The 20,520-nt window shown below is 35.3% G+C and carries 16 protein-coding genes and 1 tRNA gene; 14 read left to right on the top strand and 3 right to left on the bottom strand.

All coding sequences use genetic code 11. From position 1 onward, the window contains the following. Nucleotides 1-33: 33 nt before the first annotated feature. From recG to coaE, 7 genes are all read left to right on the top strand, one after another. On the top strand, nt 34-2,064 hold the full coding sequence (gene recG, locus ACWPVO_RS07835; protein WP_454207637.1) for an ATP-dependent DNA helicase RecG: 2,031 nt from the start codon (nt 34-36) through the stop codon (nt 2,062-2,064). A 54-nt stretch (nt 2,065-2,118) separates the two neighbouring features. Continuing rightward, on the top strand, nt 2,119-2,685 hold the full coding sequence (rsmD, locus tag ACWPVO_RS07840; protein WP_005955787.1) for a 16S rRNA (guanine(966)-N(2))-methyltransferase RsmD: 567 nt from the start codon (nt 2,119-2,121) through the stop codon (nt 2,683-2,685). Then, nucleotides 2,663-3,148 (top strand): pantetheine-phosphate adenylyltransferase, encoded by a 486-nt coding sequence (gene coaD / locus ACWPVO_RS07845; protein ID WP_454207639.1) that lies wholly within the window; start codon nt 2,663-2,665, stop codon nt 3,146-3,148. The genes rsmD and coaD overlap by 23 nt, the downstream gene beginning before the upstream one ends. Beyond that, nucleotides 3,145-3,585, top strand: coding sequence for an ATP synthase subunit B family protein (locus tag ACWPVO_RS07850; protein WP_005955697.1), 441 nt, complete (start codon nt 3,145-3,147; stop codon nt 3,583-3,585). Before coaD ends, ACWPVO_RS07850 begins: the two co-directional genes overlap by 4 nt. A gap of 428 nt (nt 3,586-4,013) precedes the next feature. Then, nucleotides 4,014-5,648, top strand: coding sequence for a DEAD/DEAH box helicase (locus tag ACWPVO_RS07855; RefSeq protein WP_454207641.1), 1,635 nt, complete (start codon nt 4,014-4,016; stop codon nt 5,646-5,648). A gap of 129 nt (nt 5,649-5,777) precedes the next feature. Then, the gene (gene polA / locus ACWPVO_RS07860; RefSeq protein ID WP_454207643.1) at nt 5,778-8,435 is read left to right on the top strand and encodes a DNA polymerase I; all 2,658 of its coding nucleotides are present in this window, start codon (nt 5,778-5,780) and stop codon (nt 8,433-8,435) included. Then, a complete protein-coding gene (gene coaE, locus ACWPVO_RS07865) occupies nt 8,422-9,015 on the top strand; it encodes a dephospho-CoA kinase (RefSeq protein ID WP_454207645.1) in 594 nt (197 codons plus the stop codon). Before polA ends, coaE begins: the two co-directional genes overlap by 14 nt. A gap of 93 nt (nt 9,016-9,108) precedes the next feature. On the opposite strand, the gene ACWPVO_RS07870 is transcribed toward coaE, so the two are convergent. Next, nucleotides 9,109-9,184 (bottom strand) — tRNA-Trp (locus tag ACWPVO_RS07870). A gap of 144 nt (nt 9,185-9,328) precedes the next feature. Here ACWPVO_RS07870 and ACWPVO_RS07875 point away from each other — a divergent pair. Both ACWPVO_RS07875 and ACWPVO_RS07880 read left to right on the top strand, forming a co-directional pair. Further along, complete coding sequence (locus ACWPVO_RS07875) at nt 9,329-9,520, top strand: type II toxin-antitoxin system HicA family toxin (RefSeq protein ID WP_454207647.1); 192 nt, start codon at nt 9,329-9,331, stop codon at nt 9,518-9,520. 30 nt (nt 9,521-9,550) lie between these two features. After that, a complete protein-coding gene (locus ACWPVO_RS07880) occupies nt 9,551-9,952 on the top strand; it encodes a type II toxin-antitoxin system HicB family antitoxin (protein ID WP_005955681.1) in 402 nt (133 codons plus the stop codon). A 181-nt stretch (nt 9,953-10,133) separates the two neighbouring features. Here ACWPVO_RS07880 and ACWPVO_RS07885 read toward each other — a convergent pair whose 3' ends face one another. Both ACWPVO_RS07885 and ACWPVO_RS07890 read right to left on the bottom strand, forming a co-directional pair. Next, a complete protein-coding gene (locus ACWPVO_RS07885; RefSeq protein ID WP_060799735.1) occupies nt 10,134-10,829 on the bottom strand; it encodes a stalk domain-containing protein in 696 nt (231 codons plus the stop codon). 50 nt (nt 10,830-10,879) lie between these two features. Continuing rightward, nucleotides 10,880-11,611 carry a hypothetical protein gene (locus tag ACWPVO_RS07890; protein WP_454207650.1) on the bottom strand — a complete coding sequence of 244 codons (732 nt, stop codon included), beginning with the start codon at nt 11,609-11,611 and terminating at the stop codon, nt 10,880-10,882. Between the two features lie 237 nt (nt 11,612-11,848). Between ACWPVO_RS07890 and pheS the strand changes: the two genes are divergently transcribed. From pheS to ACWPVO_RS07915, 5 genes are read left to right on the top strand one after another with little or no spacing between them, the layout of a single operon-like run. Further along, complete coding sequence (gene pheS / locus ACWPVO_RS07895; protein ID WP_454207652.1) at nt 11,849-12,871, top strand: phenylalanine--tRNA ligase subunit alpha; 1,023 nt, start codon at nt 11,849-11,851, stop codon at nt 12,869-12,871. 10 nt (nt 12,872-12,881) lie between these two features. Then, a complete protein-coding gene (pheT, locus tag ACWPVO_RS07900) occupies nt 12,882-15,257 on the top strand; it encodes a phenylalanine--tRNA ligase subunit beta (protein ID WP_454207654.1) in 2,376 nt (791 codons plus the stop codon). Nucleotides 15,258-15,267: 10 nt separating this feature from the next. Further along, nucleotides 15,268-15,819, top strand: a complete 552-nt coding sequence (gene zapA / locus ACWPVO_RS07905; RefSeq protein ID WP_005955716.1) for a cell division protein ZapA — start codon at nt 15,268-15,270, stop codon at nt 15,817-15,819. Next, complete coding sequence (locus tag ACWPVO_RS07910; protein WP_454207656.1) at nt 15,806-18,145, top strand: DUF3656 domain-containing U32 family peptidase; 2,340 nt, start codon at nt 15,806-15,808, stop codon at nt 18,143-18,145. Before zapA ends, ACWPVO_RS07910 begins: the two co-directional genes overlap by 14 nt. Then, nucleotides 18,138-20,513 (top strand): endonuclease MutS2, encoded by a 2,376-nt coding sequence (locus ACWPVO_RS07915; RefSeq protein WP_454207658.1) that lies wholly within the window; start codon nt 18,138-18,140, stop codon nt 20,511-20,513. The genes ACWPVO_RS07910 and ACWPVO_RS07915 overlap by 8 nt, the downstream gene beginning before the upstream one ends. Nucleotides 20,514-20,520: the final 7 nt, after the last annotated feature.

Genomic DNA, 20,520 nt, shown 5'->3' on the forward strand with positions numbered 1-20,520 from the left:
CTTTTCTTATAGGAAATAAAATAGGAGACAATTATGAACTTATCGGACCCTATAAAAAGCTTAAAGGGAATTGGACCCAAGAGGGCAGAGCTCTTTCACAAGCTTGGAATTTATACAATTGAAGACCTCCTCCACTTTTATCCCAGAAGATACGAAGACTCTTCAAAGGTCACTAGGGTTTCAGAAGCTAGGATTGGAGAAAAAAACACCTTTAGGATAAGAATACTTTCAAAACTTCAAAACAGAAGAATTAGAAAGGGACTTACCCTCACAAGCTTCTTGGCAGAAGATGAATCAGGAGAAGTTGAACTATCCTTCTTTAATGCCTTCTATCTTCACAATAAAATTTTGCCGGGAAGATGCTACCTAGTCTATGGCAAGGCAGACTACTTTAGGGGAAGAGTTACCATGTCGAGTCCTGAGATTGAAGAAGTCGATAACTTAAAGAAACTTGGCAAGATTTCTCCTATATATAACTTAACTGAAGGTCTAAACAATTTTGTCTTTGAAAAAGTTGTTGAACAAGTAATAGGTGAAAATCTTTTTAGGGAAAACTTGCCAGGAGAAATTCTAGAAAAATATTCTTTTCTCGGCAAGAATGATGCCATAAGGGCCATCCACTATCCCAAGTCTAGAAAAAATTACATCCAGGCTAGAGAACGACTTATCTATGAAGAACTATTTTTGTTTGAACTTTCCATCTTAAAGAACAAGGTCCAAAACGAAAGACGAGATGCCATAAAGTTTGAAATCAAAGATCAGGTTTTTGATTTTATAAATAAATTACCCTTTAAGTTGACGGAAGGCCAAGATACAGTCATAAAAGAAATCTTCAGCGACATGAAAGAGGGCAAGGCCATTAACAGACTTATCCAAGGTGACGTTGGTAGTGGTAAGACAATTATAGCCATTATAATAATGTATCTTGCCTACTTAAATGGCTACCAGTCATCAATCATGGCGCCAACAGAAATTTTGGCCAAGCAACACTTTGAATCCTTTGTAGAATTACTAGAGCCACTTGGAGTAAAAGTTGGACTCTTAATAGGTTCTACTTCCAAGAAAGCAAAGAGAGACATCTTAGATAATCTCGAGATGGGATCCATCGACATCCTAATAGGAACCCACGCATTAATAGAAGAAAATGTAGTATTTAAAAAGCTTGGAGTAAATGTAATTGACGAGCAACATCGTTTTGGAGTTATTCAAAGAAATATGCTCCAAAATAAAAATAAGGACGCAGCAACTCTCGTTATGTCGGCAACACCAATTCCAAGGAGCCTTAGCCTTGTCCTATATGCAGACTTAGACGTCTCCATAATAAAGTCCATGCCAAAGGGACGAAAGCCAATAAAGACAATTGCTATAAATGAAAATATGCTGGAAAAATCTCTAGCTTTTATAAAAAAAGAATTGGCAGAAGGAAGACAGGCCTATGTAATCTGTTCTTTAATAGAAGAAAACCAAGATTACGAAAACTTACAAGCAGTGGAAAAAGTCTACGAAGAACTAAGTCAATACTTTAATGCTTTTAATCTAGGACTCCTTCACGGAAAGATGAAGGCAGAAGAAAAAAATCAGGTCATGAATGACTTTGCAGAAAATAAAATCAACCTCTTGGTTTCAACAACAGTAGTGGAAGTTGGAGTCAACGTACCCAACGCCAGCGTCATAATGATTTACAATGCGGAGAGGTTTGGCCTCTCAACCCTCCACCAACTACGAGGAAGAGTTGGAAGAGGGGACCAACAATCCTACTGCATCCTCTACAATCTTTCTAAAAGTGAAATTTCTTGGGAGAGGATGAAGATAATGACAGACTCCAATGATGGATTTTATATTGCAAACAAGGACCTAGAGCTTAGAGGCTTTGGTGACATACTTGGTACAAGACAATCGGGAATGCCAAACCTAAGACTTGCTGACCCCTTTAGGGATGAGACAATTTTAAAATACGCAGCAGAGGATGTGAAAAAAATCCTAGGAGAGGATCCAAACTTAGAAGGCGAAAAATATTCCTACCTAAACAAAGAAATCACTGAATTTTACTCAGATTTGAACTAAATATCTTTTAAATTATCCTTTCTTATGGTAAAATAAAACTAATTTGGAGGCTTTATGAGAATAATTTCAGGAAATAGAAGGGGACTCAAATTAATAGCTCCCAAGGGACTAGATACAAGGCCCACAGAAGATAGGGTCAAGGAATCGGTTTTCAACATCTTGGGACAAAACTTCTTTGACGTCACAGTCTTAGATTTGTTTTGTGGTTCCGGAGCCAATGGAATAGAATTTTTATCAAGGGGAGCTGAAAAAGCTTACTTCGTTGACAAGTCAAAAGAAGCCATAGACTGTGTGAAGAAAAACCTAGACAAGGCCAAACTCACAGACCAGGCAATAGTCATAGAGAACCACTTGAACCAAGCTATGAAAAATCTTGACACAGAATTCGACTATATCTACATGGATCCACCCTTCGAAAGACGAGACTTATACAAAAAAGCCTTTAAACTAATAAGAGAACATAGAATACTAAAGCCCAATGGAAAATTAATTGTGGAGTACAACACAGACAAGCCACTCTTAATAGGCGAAGGCTTTGTAGAAATAAAAAACAAAAAATATGGAAACACATCAATTTCCATATGCGGATGGGATGAAAATGAAAGTAATATATGCAGGTAGCTTTGATCCAGTGACCAATGGCCACCTAGACATAATAAAAAGAGCAAGAGAGATTTTTGGAGAAGTCATAGTTGCAGTCCTAGACAACACTTCAAAAAATGGCCTCTTCACAGTAGAAGAGAGAAAAGCCCTCCTTCATGAAGTCTTAGATGGCATGGAGGGGATTGAAGTAGATTCCTTTGACGGACTCTTAGTAGAATATGCAAAAAAGAAAAACTGCAAAGTAGTTGTTAGGGGCCTTAGATCAGCAACAGATTACTTCAGCGAATACACACTTGCTATGGCAAATAAAAATTACAAAGACAGCATAGAAACAGTTTTTTTATTGTCATCCAATGAAAATTTATTTGTGAGTTCATCACTTGCAAAAGAAGTAGCCAACTTTGACGGAGATACAGATTTATTCGTGCCTCCTATTGTAGGAGAAGCTATGAAGAAAAAATTACTTAGGAGGAAGATATGAATTTAATTGATTTAGTTGAAGAATTAGAAGACCTTGTGGAAACATCATCACAAATTCCACTAACAAGCAAGGTAATGGTAGATAGGGAAGAGTTTTTAGAAATTGTTAGCGAACTAAGAACACAAATCCCTGGAGAAGTTTCAGAAGCACAAAGAATTGCTCAAGACAAGGAAGACATTATCAATGGAGCTCACGATGAAGCAGACAAGATTATCTCTGCAGCAAGAGCACATTCAGAAAAGATTATTGACGAAAACGAACTTGTAAGGCAAGCAAATGAAAGAGCAGCTGAAATATTAAAATCTGCAAAAGAAGAGTCAACTCAAATAAGAGAAGGCGCAAGAGATTACGCAGACGAACTACTTGAAAATACACAAGTAAACCTTTCAGAAATTATAAAAATGCTTAACGAAAATAGACAAGAGTTAAGAGGATAAATAAAGAGATAGACCTGAGTTAAAAGCTCAGGTCTTTTTTGTTAAAGGTAAAAATTTAAATAAAATTTTATTTTAGTATTGTACAATTAATTTGAAGCGAAATTTTAAAATTGGAATTTAAGATTATGAACTAAAAATTATTTGTGACTTGATAAGTTTTTATAATTTTATTTTTATTTCAACTTTGTGTTTTTTATGACTTAATAAATTTTAAGGAGTCTGTAAATTTTTATGAATTAATAGTTTTTTATAACTTTATAATTCTTTACGACTTTATAAATTTTTACGTCTTCATATTTTTTTATTTGTAAATTTCAATCTTAGGAGCTTTATAAATTTTTTTGTGTTATAATATTCAAGGAAAGAACTTGAAGGACCGAGGGAATCTCGGTCTTTTTTTATTTTTAAAAATAGATTAGGAGAATATATTGAGATTTAGTGATTTAAATTTATCTAAGGAAGTTTTGCAGGCAATTGATGATATGGGTTTTGAAAGTCCATCTGAAGTACAAGAGGGGACTATTCCCCTTATTTTGGAAGGCCGTGACGTACTTGTTCAAGCTCAAACTGGTACTGGCAAGACTGCTTCTTTTGGGATACCGATGATTGAAAGAATTCAAGATGATTGCGATGGCATGCAGGGGCTTGTTCTTGTTCCAACAAGAGAGCTTGCAAGGCAGGTTTCTGATGAGTTGAAAAAATTAGCAAAGTATAAAAAATTCATTAGCATTGTGCCCATTTATGGTGGCGCTGATATGGGCAAGCAACTGCGTGACCTCAAGAAGGGCGCAGATATTGTAGTTGGAACTCCTGGAAGAGTCATGGACCACATGAAGAGAAAGACTATTGTGCTTGATGACTTAAGGTTTTTGACTCTTGATGAGGCTGACGAGATGTTTGACATGGGCTTTAGGGATGACATGAAAACTATTATCGAGAAGACCAACCCTGACAGGCAAACTTTATTTTTCTCAGCAACTTTTGACAACGACATAAAAGAATTTTCTAGGCTTTATCAAGTGGATCCTGCTAAGGTAATTATTGAAAAGAAGGAGCTCACTGCTGAGAAGATTGAGCAATTTTATCTTGAACTCAATAGGAATATGAAGACAGAAATTCTTAACAGGCTCATCCTCATCCACAAGCCAAAGAAGTCTATAATCTTCTGCAACACTAAGAGGATGGTAGAGGCTCTAGAGCTTGAGATTGCTCAAAGGGGTTACAAGGTTGACTCCCTTCACGGAGACATGCGTCAGTCATCAAGAGACAATGTTATGAAGAAGTTTAGAAATGGGACTATTGATGTCTTAATTGCCACTGATGTTGCAGCTCGTGGACTTGACGTTTCTGACATTGACCTTGTCTTTAACTACGACCTGCCACAACAAGCTGAGTATTATGTTCACAGAATTGGACGTACTGCCAGGGCTGGCAAGAAGGGTGCATCTTTTACCTTTGTAACAAGCAGAGACTTCCCAAAATTTAAGGAAATCGAAAAGTATGCAAACATAAAGATGGAAAAGATGAAGCTGCCTACTAAGTCTGATGTTGAAAAAGAAAGTCTTGACAATCTCTTTGACAAGGTCAACAAGAATATAATAAGGGCTGAGGACCAAGAGAACTACACAGAAGTTTTAAACAAGCTTTTGGCAGAAGGTCACAGCCTCTACGACATTTCGGCATCACTTCTAAAGATGGTGAAGGAGTCAACTAACAAGACAAAGATCAAGGACCTTGATAGGGTGGACTATGGTAAGAGATTTGAAATGTCTAAGGAGCCAGGCTCTTCTAAGAGGAAGTCCAAGGACAAGGGCATGAAAAAAATTAAGGGACCAAAGATTTTTATCAACAAGGGCAAGAGGGACGGTCTTGATTCTCGTGATATTATAAGACTGCTTGGCAAACACACTGACCTTGCTCCTAGCGACATTGGAAGGATCAACATTATGCCTAACTTTAGCTTTGTAGAGATTCCAAAGAAGATGATTAAGGATGCCATAAGAGATATTGACGGCAAAAGTCTTAAGGGCAAGTCTATTAAGGCAGAGTATTCCGAAAAATAATTTTTAAAAGTTAATAAATTTTAAAAAGTAAATTTTAAAATTTCCCCAGGTGATGTCACTCACTTGGGGATTTTTATTTGCAAATTTTATTTATTTCAATCTTTGTTATAATAGACCTAGGAGGTTTTTATGGATAACAAATTTTTAATTATAGATGGAAGTTCTCTTTTCTTCAGGGCCTTTTATGCCCTTCCACTTCTTAAGACTAAGAGGGGACTTTATACAAATGCAATTTATGGCTTTGTAATGATGGTGGAGAATGCCATTGAGAAGGTAAAGCCAACTCACCTTGCAGTTTGCTTTGACATGAAGGGGAAGACTTTTAGGTCAGAGATTTACAAGGACTACAAGGGAACTAGACAAAAGACTCCCAACGAGTTGGAACAACAATGGCCACTTGTGCGTGAAATCTTAGGCCACATGAATGTGAAGATTCTTGAGTCACCAGTTTATGAAGCTGACGACATTGCTGGCACTCTTTCAAAGCTTGGGACTGAAGAAGGTTTTGAAAACTATCTTTTGACAGGGGACAAGGACTATTTTCAACTTGTAAATGAAAAGACTAAGGTCCTCTTCACTCGCAAGGGTATCACTGACATGGACATCATGACAGTGGAAAAGATAAAAGAAGATTATGGAATTGAGCCTCTTGAATTCATTGAGCTAAAGGCCCTAATGGGTGACTCTTCTGACAACATTCCAGGGATTTATGGGATTGGAGAAAAGACTGGTCTCAAACTAATTCATGAGTTCCACACTATTGAAAATCTTTATGACAATATTGATGATGTTTCTGGCAAGAAGTTAAAGGAAAAACTAATTGAGGGCAAGATGTCTGCCTTCATGAGTAAGAAGCTGGGAACAATTGTAAAGGATGTTCCTCTTGAAGAAAGTCTTGATGACTTCAAAAAAGTCGATTACGACTATGAAAAGTTATCAGAACTTTATCGTGAGTTTGAGTTTAACTCCATGTTAGACAGGCTTCCAGAAGAATATCGCAAGGAAGAAGTGGAGGAAATCTCCCAAGACAACTTTGAATTTGTTGAAATAAAAGACCTAAAGGAAATTGAAAAAGATTTAAAGGACAAGAAGTCCCTTGCCTTTAAATTTATTACTGATGGAAAGATTTATGAAGATGTTAAGCCTATCTATCTTGCAGTCAAGATGAAGGATTCTGAAGTTAAGTTTATTTCTTATGAGGACATAGACTTTGACTTCTTGAAGAAGCTTATGGAAGATGAAAAAGTCGAAAAACTTGGCTATTCACTGAAAGAAGACATAATCATCCTAATGGACCTTGGCATTGACATCAAAAATTATTCCCACGACGTTGAAATTGCAGAATATTTATTAAATTCTACTCAGTCAGACTATGACATTAATAAAATTTCCATGGCTTACTTTAAAAATGGTTACCTGGACCTTGAAGACCTACTTGGCAAGGGTGCAAAGAAGAAAACTTACGCTGACTTAGACAAGGATGACCTCTTTAAGTATTTTGCCTTTGTTCTAAATACAATTTACAGGTTGGAAGACCTTCAAAAGGAAAAAATTGATGAGGAGGAAATGACTTCTCTTTACCAAGATATGGAGCTACCTCTTGTTGAAGTCCTTGCGTCAATGGAATATGTGGGAATCAACACCGACGAGGCAGTCCTAGATGAAATTGACAAGCAAATTATTGAAAAATTAAAAACTTTGGAAGAAGAAATTTATGATGAAGCTGGAGAAGAGTTCAACATAAATTCGCCAAAGCAATTGGGAGTAATCTTATTTGATAAGATGGACTTCCCAGTTATCAAAAAAACTAAGACTGGTTACTCAACTTCTGCTGACGTCTTGGAAAAGTTACGTGGCAAGGGTGAGATAATTGACAAGATTTTGGATTACAGGAAGTTCTCCAAGTTGAAGTCAACTTATATTGACGGCTTAAAGGCTGTTATAAATAAGAAAACTAAGAGGATTCACTCAAGGTTTATGCAAACAGTAACTGCAACTGGAAGAATTTCTTCAACTGATCCAAATCTACAAAATATTCCAATAAAAACTGAAGAGGGAAGACTAATAAGAAAGGCCTTCTTGGCATCAGAGGGTGGAGTCCTAGTTGATGCCGACTACTCACAAATTGAATTAAGAGTTCTAGCTGCCCTATCAGATGACAAGGAGATGCTTGATGCCTTTAAGCATGGGCTTGATATCCATAGGAAGACTGCATCAGAAGTCTTTCATGTAGACTATGATGATGTTGACGACCGCCAAAGATATGAAGCCAAGGCAGTAAACTTTGGAATTGTTTATGGAATTTCTGATTACGGACTTTCACAAAATTTAAATATCCCAAGGAAGGCTGCCAAGGAATATATTGACAACTACCTTGGTCACTTCGTGGGAATAAAAGATTATATGGCAGAAGAAATTAAAAATGGCAAGGACAAGGGCTATGTTGAAACCATCTTCAAGAGAAGGAGATACATCCCAGAGCTCAACGCAAAGAACTTCAACATAAGAAGCTTTGGGGAGAGGATTGCTCTTAACACCCCTATCCAAGGGTCAGCTGCCGACATCATAAAAATTGCAATGGTGAAAGTTTACAATGAACTTAAGAAGAGAAATTTAAAATCAAAATTAATTATTCAAATCCATGACGAACTTGTTGTGGACACAGCAGAAGATGAAATTGAAGAAGTGAAGAAACTTATGAAGGACCTAATGGAAAACTCTGTGGACTTAAATGTAAAATTATCTGTGGACATGAACACTGGGGCAAATCTCTATGAATCAAAATAAAGTTATTGGACTTACTGGCTCTATTGCAACGGGAAAGTCACAAGTGTCAAATTATTTAAGGCAAAGAGGAGAAAAAGTAATTGATGCCGACTTAATTGCAAGAGAGGTTGTGGACCTTGAAGATGTTAAGGAAAAAATAAAAAAAGCTTTTGGAGATAATATCTATAAAGACGACAAGCTGGACAGGGAGGCTCTTGGAAAAATTGTCTTTAGGGATGAAGACAAGAGGAAGGTCTTAAATGAAATTGAGCACCCAGAGATCTATAGGATAATCTTGGAAGAAATAAAAAATTCCAAGGGCAGGGTCTTTGTAGATATACCACTTCTCTTTGAAGCCCAGCACCTAAATGAAAAATATGGCTTAGAATTTGATGAAGTTTGGCTCGTTTATGTAAGTAGGGAAAAGCAAATTGCAAGACTTATAAAGAGAGACAAGATAAGCAGAGGCTATGCCTTAGAAAAAATAAATTCACAAATTTCTGTTGAGGATAAAAAAATCATGGCAGACGTCATAATAGATAACTCGGGAAGTTTGGAAGAGACCTTTAGACAAGTAGAGGAAAACTTAAAAAAATTATAAAAAGAGATGTGTTGGGTTGACCTAACACATCTTTTAAATTGCAAAAAATATAAATGAGCATAAAAAAACTGACTGCTTACGCAATCAGTATCTTGGCAGGGGTAGCAGGACTCGAACCCACGGCACTTGGTTTTGGAGACCAATGTTCTACCAACTGAACTATACCCCTACAACAGATTACATAATAACAAATTTTTCATGACTTGTAAAGAGAATATTATATTTTGTAAAATTACATGTTATAAAAAATAACATAAACATTTACACGTGTTATTAATACGTATATAATTATAAACGTAAGGAGGAATTGTTTATGACCAAAACAAAGCCTTACAGAAAAGTTGTCAAAATTCTAAAAGATAATGGTTGGGTTCACACGAGAACTGATGGTTCTCATGAAATTTATGTAAAAGATGGGAAAGCTTGCCCTGTAAAGTGCAACAAAAAAGATATTCCATCAGGAACTTTAACAAGTATCGCAAGAATTACGGGGCTAAAATTTTAGCCCTGACAACTTACATAGAGGAGTGATTTTATGAAAGATACTTATACATTTCCTTGTATTATAAAATTTGACGAAGAAGATAAAATTTATTATGTAAGATTTCCAGATATTGAGGAAGCCTTTACAGATGGAGATAGCTTAAAGGAAGCGATTTATAATGCACAAGAAGTTTTAGGTCTTGTGATTTATGAAAGAGAGAAGATGGGTAGAGAAATCCCTAAAGCAACAGAGTCCATGATAAAGACTGGAGAGAATGAATCATTATCCTATATTTCTGTGTGGATGCCTCTAGTTAGAGACAGAATAGAGGAAAAATCTGTAAAAAAAACCTTAACCATACCAAAGTGGTTAAATGATCTTGCAGAAGAAAATAATATAAATTTTTCACAACTTCTACAAGTAGCTATAAAAAAATATATTGGGTTAAATTAAGAGTGGTAGAGCAACCACTCTTTTTTATTAATTAATAAATAAGAAATTAGAAACAAAAAATAAAGTTGAAAAACTTTCAAAATTCGATTTTACCCATTACTTTTATATATAAAAATCAAAAATCCTTGAAAATTTGATTTTTATAAAAACCCCCACTGGTTTTAATTCAGTGGGGTTATCTTTATTGCTTTGCTCTTCTGTAGCCAGCAGCTTGTGCTTCTTGTTCTGTATTAAAGAAAACTACATTTTTTTGAGATACCTTATTGTAATCTCTTCCGCCAGGAACGTGATAAATTTTGCTGTTCTTGTTTCCCTTAATCTTACCTTGACTTGTGTCGGTAATATAATTTTGATAGTTGTTAGTGCCATTTGGATTGCTAACAACTTTTTTAACTTCAGTAACTTTAGGTTTAACATCAACGACTGGAGGTGTTGGATTTTGTTGAACCTGGTATCCACTTCCAATAGCAACTGTTCTAGCTAGATTATCCCAAGTTACTTCTTGGCCAAAGGCTTCTGCAATTACCCTAATAGGAACAAGAGTACGACCATCGACAATTTTAGGCGCAACATCTAAGTCTTGTTTAGAATCTCCTTTTTGGAAAAAGTTTTGACCAATTAAAAAAATGAATTGCTCATCATCTTTTGAAATAGTTATTTGTTTTAAATCGCCATTCCAATCAACTGCTAGTCCAAGATTTTCAGATACAACCCTAAGTGGAACTAGGGTCCTTCCATTCTCAATAACAGGTGGGACATCAGTACTTACATAATCACCATTTATCCAAAGTTTTATGTCGCTATTTGCAAATGAATTTAGCGGCATAAATATTACAAATAAAAGGGCAATCAAGAATAAATTTTTTTGTTTTTTCATATTTCACTCCTCCTTAATAATATATAAACTCTAACTTTTAGAGAATATGGCTATTTAAAACTAGACTTGTGGACCCTTAATCCATAAATTGTTATTGCAAGGAAGAAAAGACTCAATATAGTAAAAGAATTAATATTTAGAATACTTGCAAGCAATAATAAGAGTATTGATAAGGGTAAGTTTACAAACTTAAAGATTCTCAGTGGTTTTTTTGAGCTTCCTTCTGGAAGATTATTAATTATTTCATAATATGACTTATAAGGATATAAGTTACTTTTATTTATTTTTTTATAAAGTTTGTAGGAATTTTTTTGGTTTTCCTTTGTTAAGTCGCCACTATAAAATAAATTGCCTGTTAAATCATAAAAATAAATTTTATTATCTTGAATTTCTACATGAGATAAGTCTTTGAAATATAATTTATATCCCTTAGGAAATTCATCAGAAATTTTAAATATCGAATCTTTATATAACTTTAAGCATTCCTTGTCATCGTTTCTTATTAATTCCCTCCAATTTAAACCATAATTATCTGACTTTGTAGTAGTTTTAATTTTGTTTTTAGCCTTTGATTTTTTAGGAATATAAATTAAGCTTGTAAGACCAAAGGTAGTTTTGTGATAAATTTTATTGTAAATTGATCTCTTTGGATTTTTTATAAATCCTATTCCTTTCTTTCCATAAAAGGGATTGACGGATCTCTTAAAAGCTCTTTTATATTTTGAAGTTGTTCTAGCCTTAAAAGATTTTTTAAGGCTTGGTTTTCTCATGCCAAATTTCATTTGGAACTCCTTTTAACAATTTACCATGAATACTTTTCCCTATAATTTAAATTATAGATTAAATAAAAGAGAATTCAAGAAAGCTTAACAAGTAATATTATTAAAACTTTAGGATCTCATTTTTTTTAGAGTTGAAAGTTTTAAGCTCTAATATTGTTAAAATAGCAATTGACTTGAATTTGTTTAAAAATTTTTTGTAACTATGATATAATTGTATATTATGAATTGGAGGTCAACATGAAAGAAAAATTAATTGGAATCAAAGATGAATCCATGCAACTTTTAAATGAAGTTAAGACAATTAAAGATATAGATGAACTGAAAGTTAAGTACTTAGGCAAGAAGGGTGAGATTACTCAAATCCTAAAAGGCATGAAGGATCTTTCTAAGGAAGAGAGACCTGTTATGGGTGCTCTTGTTAACGAAGTGCGTGAAGAGATTGAGAAGGCTCTTGAGGACAAGAAGGCTGAATTAAATGAAAAAATCTTGGAAAAGAAACTTCACGACGAGAGGATCGACGTTACTTTAAAGACTGATGATATTGTTTTAGGACATAGACATCCTCTAAAGAAGACTCTTGAAGATCTTGAAGATTTATTCACTCACATGGGCTTTACTGTTTATGACGGTCCAGAGATTGAAACTGTTGAGAATAACTTCGATCTTCTTAATGCTCCTAAGGACCACCCATCTAGGGATATGTCTGATACTTTTTACTTTAATAAAAATACAATTCTTAGGTCGCAAACATCTCCTGTCCAAATTAGGGCAATGAAAGAACATGGAGCTCCAATTCGCATGATATGTTCTGGTAGAGTTTTTAGGTCTGACGAAGTTGATGCAACTCACTCTCCAATGTTCCACCAACTTGAGGGACTTGTTGTTGATGAAAAGATTTCTGTTGCCAACTTAATTGACACTTTAAATTATTTTGTTAAGGCCTTCTTTGGTGAAGAAGTAAAGACTAGGTTTAGACCTCACTACTTCCCATTTACTGAGCCAAGTCTTGAAGTTGATACGACTTGTACTTCTTGTGGCGGCAAGGGATGTAGTGCATGTAATCACACTGGCTGGTCTATGGAACTTTTGGGATGTGGCATGGTTCACCCAAATGTTCTTAGAAACTGTGGCATTGATCCTGAAAAGTATTCTGGTTTTGCCTTTGGTATGGGTATTGACAGGATAGCAATGGTTAGGTACAAGATTACAGATATTAGAATGATGTTTGAAAACAACAAGAAGTTCTTGGAACAATTTTAAGGAGATATAAATGTTATTACCGATTAAATGGCTTAAAGATTATGTTGATTTCGATTTTGATGTAAAAAAACTTGCAGATGGACTTTCTAATTCTGGTTCTCACGTTGAATCCATTATTATTTCATCTGAAGGCTTAGATAAAATTGTAGTTGGAAGGATAGAAAAAATTGAAAACCACCCAGATGCAGACAAGCTTGTTATTTGTTCTGTTAATGTTGGTGACGAAGTCCTTCAAATAGTTACTGGTGCTAAAAATGTTTTTGAGGGAGCTATTGTTCCCGTTGCCCTTCACGGTTCTACTGTGGCTGGTGGCACAAAAATTAAAAAGGGCAAGCTTCGTGGAGTTGAATCCAATGGTATGCTTTGCTCCCTAGAAGAGCTTGGTTATGAAACTTCAGTTATTCCTAAGGAAGCTCGTGATGGTATTTTCATCTTCCCTGAAAGAACTGAAATTGGTGGATCTGCCATGGAAGCTCTTTTCATGGACAATGAAATTCTTGAACTTGAAATCACACCAAATAGACCAGACTGCTTAAGTATCATGGGAATGGCTGTTGAAACTGCTGCATCCTTTGACTTAAAGGCTAGACACAAGGAAATAAAAATTGAAAATCAAGTTGATGATTTTTCTGACTATTTTGACGATATTGAAATAGATACAGAAAACTGTACAAGATATTATTCAAAGATACTTAAAAATATAAAGATTGGACCTTCTCCACTTTGGCTACAAGCCTACCTAATGCAAGCTGGAGTTAGACCAATTTCAAATATTGTTGACCTTACAAACTTTGTAATGCTTGAATATGGTCAACCACTTCATGCTTTTGACCTAGACAGTCTTCACTCAAAAAAAATTGTGGTTAGGATGGCAAAAGATGGAGAAGAAACAGTTACTCTTGATGGAGAAACAAGAAAATTAGCGTCTGACGATATTTTAATTACTGATGGCCAAGAAATCATTGGTCTTGCAGGAATTATGGGTGGACTTGATTCAGAAATCACTGACAAAACTGTTAATGTTTTATTAGAAGGCGCAAACTTCAATAAAGAAAATATTAGGAAGACTTCAAGAAGACTTAACCTAAGAAGTGAAGCTTCTTCAAGATTTGAAAAGGGACTTGATCCTAATCTTGCAAAAACTGCTGTAGATAGAGTCTGCCAACTTGCATCAGAAATGGGAATTGCTGAGGTGGTAGATGGATCCAAGGACGTAGGAAACTTCTCTAAGGAAGAAAAAGAAATTAAACTTAGACACCAAAAGTTAGTTGACCTAATTGGTGTTGACTTCACAATTGAAGAAGTTGCAAATATTTTAAATAGATTAGAAATTGAAACAGAAATTAAAGGCGACTACCTTCTAGCAAAAATTCCAAGTGTAAGACTTGACCTTGACATAGAAGAAGACCTAATTGAAGAAGTTGCAAGAGTTTATGGTTACGATAAGATTGAACCTAAAAAACTTATGGGAACTTTGACAGTTGGTAGAAAACCAAGATTTAGAAATGTTGAAGACAGGATTAAAAATCTTTTAACTGGTCTTGGTTATTCTGAATTTATGACTTACTCCTTTGTGAGTCCATCTTCCTATGAAAAGGCAAATTACCAAGAAGATGAAAAAAACATTATAAGAATTCTAAATCCACTGGGAGAAGATTATTCAGTTATGAGGACAACTCTTGTTCCTTCAATGATTGACGCCCTTGCTAAAAACTATGTAAGAGGCAACGAAAATGTTGGTGGATTTGAAATTGGAAATACCTTCTTCCCAACAGAAGATGAACTTCCAAGTGAAAAATTAAAATTAACTATGGGCTTCTATGACCTAGGCGACTTCTACTACCTAAAGGAATCAATAGAAAAAATTCTTTGGTTCTTGGGCATTAATAAGATAGAAGTTAAGAGAAAAGAGGCAAGCTTCTTGCACCCAGGTAGGTCTGCAGAATTCCTATTAAATGGAGAAAGTCTTGGAGTATTTGGAGAAGTACATCCAAAGGTTCTTGAAAACTATGGCCTAAAGAAAAAGGCTTATGTTGCAGAACTGGACTTTGATAAAATCGTAGAAAATACAATTGACAATTACACTTACAAGGACCTTCCTAAGTACCCAACAATGAAGAGAGACTTTGCCTTCATTATGGATAGGGATGTTGACTCAGTTGACCTTGAAAAAATTGCGAAAAAATATGGCAAGGACCTTCTAGAATCCTTTAAGGTATTCGACATTTATGAAGGTGAAAATATAGAAGATGGGAAGAAATCTGTTGCCTTCTCCCTAGTATTTAGGGCGGCAGACAGGACTCTTGAAGAAAGCGAAGTTACAGAAATTTGTGAAAAAGTAGTTGCTGAGATTGAAAGTGAAATTAAAGCTAAACTAAGATCCTAAGGAGGCTATTATGTCCCATGCGAAGAGAATCGAAGTTAATATCGATGGCATGAAGTTTTATGTCATGGGTAATGACAACGAAAAGTATATTAAGGATCTTGCAGCTGACCTTGATGAAAAAATAAAGGAAACTGCGAGAACTAATTACAAATTGAATCAAGTACAAACTCTTGTCCTTTGTGCCCTTAATGTCCTAGATGACTTTGAAAAGATGAAGTCTGACAAGGACGACCTGGCAAGCACCAGCGATGACAAAAAGGAAATCATGGAGAAGATGGAAGAAATTAAAGATTTAAAGAAGCAGCTTTTGATTTTTGAAGAAGAAAATAAAAAGTCCAATAAGTCTTATAGGGACCTTCAAGAGAAAAATAATGACTTAGAGGACAGAAACAGGAAGCTAAATAGGGACCTTATGGATAAGAACCAGGCCCTAACAGAAGCTAAAGAAGAAATCAAAAAGCTTGAAGGAAGTATCTCTAATCTTGAAGAAAAAAACAACTCCGCATCGAGAAGGATAATTGATCTATCAAGAGAATTGGAAAATATTTATGAAGAGAAATAAATATGAATTGTTAGCACCTGCAGGTGATATGGCAGCTCTTAAGGCTGCTGTGTCAGCAGGTGCTAATGCCATTTATTTGGGTTATGATGAATTTTCAGCTAGGGCCAAGGCCAAGAACTTCAACAAGGAAGAACTTGAAGAGGCAATCGAGTACGCCCACCTAAGAGGGGTGGAAATTTATGTAACCTTTAACATTTTAATTGCAGACTTTGAAGTCAAGAGGGCAATGAAAAGTGTTAAGATGCTTTACGATATTGGAGTTGATGCTCTTATCCTTCAAGATATTGGGATTGCAGCAAAAATTAGGGAGGACTTCCCAGATTTTGAACTCCACGCATCTACTCAAATGGCAGTAAACAATTACTACGGAGCAAAATTTTTAAAGGAAATGGGTTTTTCAAGAGTTGTACTTGCTCGTGAAACTCCTATTTTTGAAATTGAAAAAATTAAAGAGCTAGACATTGATGTGGAGACCTTTATTCATGGAGCTCTTTGCGTGTCCTACTCTGGCCAGTGCCTAATGTCATCAATGATTGGGGGCAAGTCGGGCAATCGTGGCGAATGTGCCCAGGCCTGTAGGAGGTCCTATGAAATTATTGACTTTGATGGTAAAAAGCTAGCCAATAGACTTTACTATCTTTCTCCCAAGGACTTAAATACTCTTGATGATGTTGCAAAAATTATAAATGCCGGCGCCTATTCTCTTAAAATCGAGGGAAGGATGAAGAATCCTGAGTACGTCTACACAGTTGTTTCTTCCTACAAAAAATCTCTTGAAGGAAAATTAAAAATAGAGGACAGGGAAGATACTGTCCAAGTTTTCAACAGAGATTTTACTAAGGGACTTTTCAATGGAGACTTTGGTAGAAACTTCACTTCCTATGACAGGCCTGACAACAGGGGAATCGTAATAGGTAGAGTACTAGAAGTTGGAAAGAACTTTGCGAAAATAATTTTTGACACAGACATCTACGAGGGAGATGGACTAGAATTTAATTCTTCCAAGGGAAGATTTGGGATGAAGTCCAGGGAATTTTACAAGGCTGGACAAGTTTATCAAGTTGAACTATTTAAAAGGCCTCTTGAAAATTCAAAAATTAACAGGACCTACTCAAAGAAACTCTACGAAAAAATTGATGAGAAAATAGATTCCTATGACTACAAGAGAAAAGTATATGTGGACTTAAAGATTAAAATTGGAGAAAGTCCAAAAATTTATCTTAAGTCAGGTGACCTTGAAGGGTCTTACACCTTGGACAGGTTAGTTGAGCCAGCTAAAAAGGCTGGTCTTGAGAGAGAAAGAGTTCTTGAAAATATTTCAAAAACTGGAGACAGTATTTTTGAAATCGAGAATATAAATTTAGACCTAGATGACAATGCATTTCTTCCAATTTCTGCCATAAATGAACTTAGAAGAGAAGGTCTAAAGATTTTAGAAGATAAAATTTTATCTGAATCCATTAATAGGGTCCAAGTTGAAAATAATTTACAAGGTCACGAAATAAAAATAAAAGCAGAAAAATCTCTTATAAAAGTTTTCTTCAACAAGTTTGAGGACCTTAAGAAAGCAGACTTAAATAAAATTGACGAAATAATTATTAGGGCCAAGGACTTAGAAAAATTTAAAAAGTCTTACGGAGATAAAAATATTTCAATTTATTTGGATAAGTTTTATTCCTATGATGAGCTTGAAAGACTTAGAGCTTACATTTTAAAAAACAAAAACGTAAGAGGACTTTGGATAAATAATCTTTCAGAATACTATATCTTTAAAGATGATGGACTTGAACTCAACGCAGACCTTGGACTAAATATTTTCAATAAAAATTCATTAGACTTATTCAAGAAGCTTGGATTTAAGTCGGCTACTCTCTCTCCAGAGATGAACAGTGGACAAATTCAAAGTATAATTAAGAGACAAGACATGGAAGTCAATGTGATTTCTTATGGCAGGGTCCCAGTTATGACAATGAAGCACTGTCCTTATTCCATTGAAAAAAATTGTAAGGACGAGAGAAACTGTCCAAGCTGCAAGTTTAAGAACTACTTTTTGAGAGACGAAAAATCTGTGGACTTTGAAGTCTTGAGACAAAACACCTTTACAGAAATTTTTAACTCTTATCCAATTTTATTAGATGGCTATGTGAATAAGCTTAAAGAAAATAAAATCAGCCTTGTCTTATTGGCAGATGAGTTTACTGACCAAGTCATTGACTTATATAAAGATTACAAGGAAGAAGACTTTTACAAATTGAAAGAAAAACTAGAAGACAAGTACCAAGCAGTTACTAAGGGACATATAAATAGGGGGATTGTCAGTGGATAATTCTTTAAAAAGAGCATCAAAGACCTTGGAGTTTGACAAGGTCTTAGTTGAACTGAAAAAACTTGCCAGCGCAAGTATCACAAGTGAATATATTAACCGAGTTGAGATCTCTAGCCAATATGAGGTTGTTAAAAATAGACTTAACGAAACTCATGAGGCCCTAAAATTAATTATTGCCAAGGGGGAGCCTCAATTATTTGGCATTGTTGATATTAGATCAATAATTAAGAGGACAGAAATTGGTGGAGCCTTAACAGCTGGTGGACTCTTACAAGTTTCTGACTTTTTGAGAGTCTCTCGTGGGCTAAAGACTTATCTAAAGAAGGATTCTTATAACAGTGACGAAGAAGTAAAGTTAGAATACATTGACAAATTAATTGAAGATCTTTACACAGACAAGAGACTTGAAGATGAAATAAATTCAAAAATTATTTCTGAAGAAGAAATTGCTGACGATGCTTCTCGTGAACTTTTAAGAATTAGAAGGGGCATAGTAGCAAAGAAGGATTCCATAAAAAACAAACTAAATGGAATATTATCTTCTCATGCAGACTTCTTGCAAGATGCCATAGTTACTCTACGTGACGGAAGGTATGTTGTTCCTGTTAAGATTGAAAACAAGTCCAGGGTCAAGGGCCTTGTCCACGATATTTCCGGTTCTGGACAAACTGCCTACATTGAACCCATGGCAGTTGTGGAAGCCAACAACGACTTAAAAGAATTATATATAAAAGAAAATTTAGAAATCGAAAAAATACTTAAAGAGCTTTCAGAATTAGTTGGGGAGACTAGCGAAGAAATAAAATCAAACCAAGAGAAGTTAATCGAGCTTGATTTTATTTTTGCCAAGGCAAGGTTAGGTTTAAACTATCAAGCCAACATGCCAAAACTTAATCGTGAGGGTAGGATAAATTTAATAAAAGCCTACCACCCCTTCTTAGATAGAAAAATTGCAGTCCCAATAGACATAAACTTGGGGATAGACTTTACCTCACTTATTGTAACAGGACCAAACACAGGTGGTAAGACTGTAAGTATTAAGACAGTTGGACTCTTGACCTTGATGACACAATTTGGTCTCTTAATACCAGCTGATGAGGCATCGGAGATTGCAGTATTTGAAAAAGTTTTTGCAGACATTGGAGATGAACAATCCATTGAGCAGTCACTCTCAACTTTTTCATCTCACATGGTAAACATTGTCTACATCTTAAAAAATGTTACGCCAAACTCCCTGGTTCTTTTTGACGAACTTGGAGCAGGGACTGACCCAACAGAGGGTGCTTCCCTTGCAAGGTCAATTATGGACTTTATGCTAGAGAGAAAGATAAGATGCATCTCCACATCTCATTACAATCAATTAAAAATTTATGCACTGACAACTGATGGAGTTGCCAATGCCAGCATGGAATTTGATGTGGATAGCCTATCTCCAACTTATAGACTTTTAATTGGAGTCCCAGGCAAGTCCAACGCCTTTGAAATTTCTAGGAGGTTGGGACTTCCTGATGAGATAATTGGAGAGGCGAAAAAACTTTTAAGTTCAGAAAACATTGAGTTCGAGGACGTCCTTCAATCCATTGACGAGGACAGGACAAAAATTCGTGAGTATAGAGAAGAGCTTGAAAGAGAAAAAGCTGATTTAGAAAATGAAAACAAGAGGCTACAATCAAAAATTAAAAAGTTAGAAGATCAAAAGGAAAAGATATTAGAAAAATCTCGTGAAGAAGCCAAGAGACTTTTATTAAATACTAAAGAAAATGTTGATATAATTTTATCGGAAATAAATGAAGCAAGGGATAAAATAAGCTCTGAAAATTCTAAAAAAATCCAAGAGGCCCAAGACCTCTTGCGTGAAAGCATAAAAAATGCCAGAGATAAATCCGAACTTGAAATCACAAAGGCAGCCAACCCAATAAGAGAAATAAAAGTTGGCGACAAGGTGAGGACATCCCTTGGTAATCTTGCAACTGTCTTAGAGCTTCCAGATAAGAAGGGCAACGTCCTAGTCCAATCGGGCATAATGAAAATGAATATGCCAAAGGATTCTCTAACAAGGATTGATGTCCAAGAGGACACAACTAAGAACAATACCAGAAGCATTCTTAAGAACAAGGCCACAAACGTTAAGAGTGAAATTGACATCAGGGGCAAAAATTTTGAAGATGCCAAAGATATTGTTGATAAATATTTAGATGATGCCTATCTTTCTGGTTTAAAATCAGTTAGAATAATTCATGGAAAGGGCACAGGTGTCCTTAGACAAAAATTAAGAGAACACTTTAGAAATGTTAAGCTTATAAAGTCCTATAAAGATGCAGAATATAACGAGGGTGGCGACGGTGTAACTGTAGTTACCCTAAAGTAAGGAGTCA

It is taken from the genome of Peptoniphilus sp. Marseille-Q6390 (assembly GCF_965119475.1).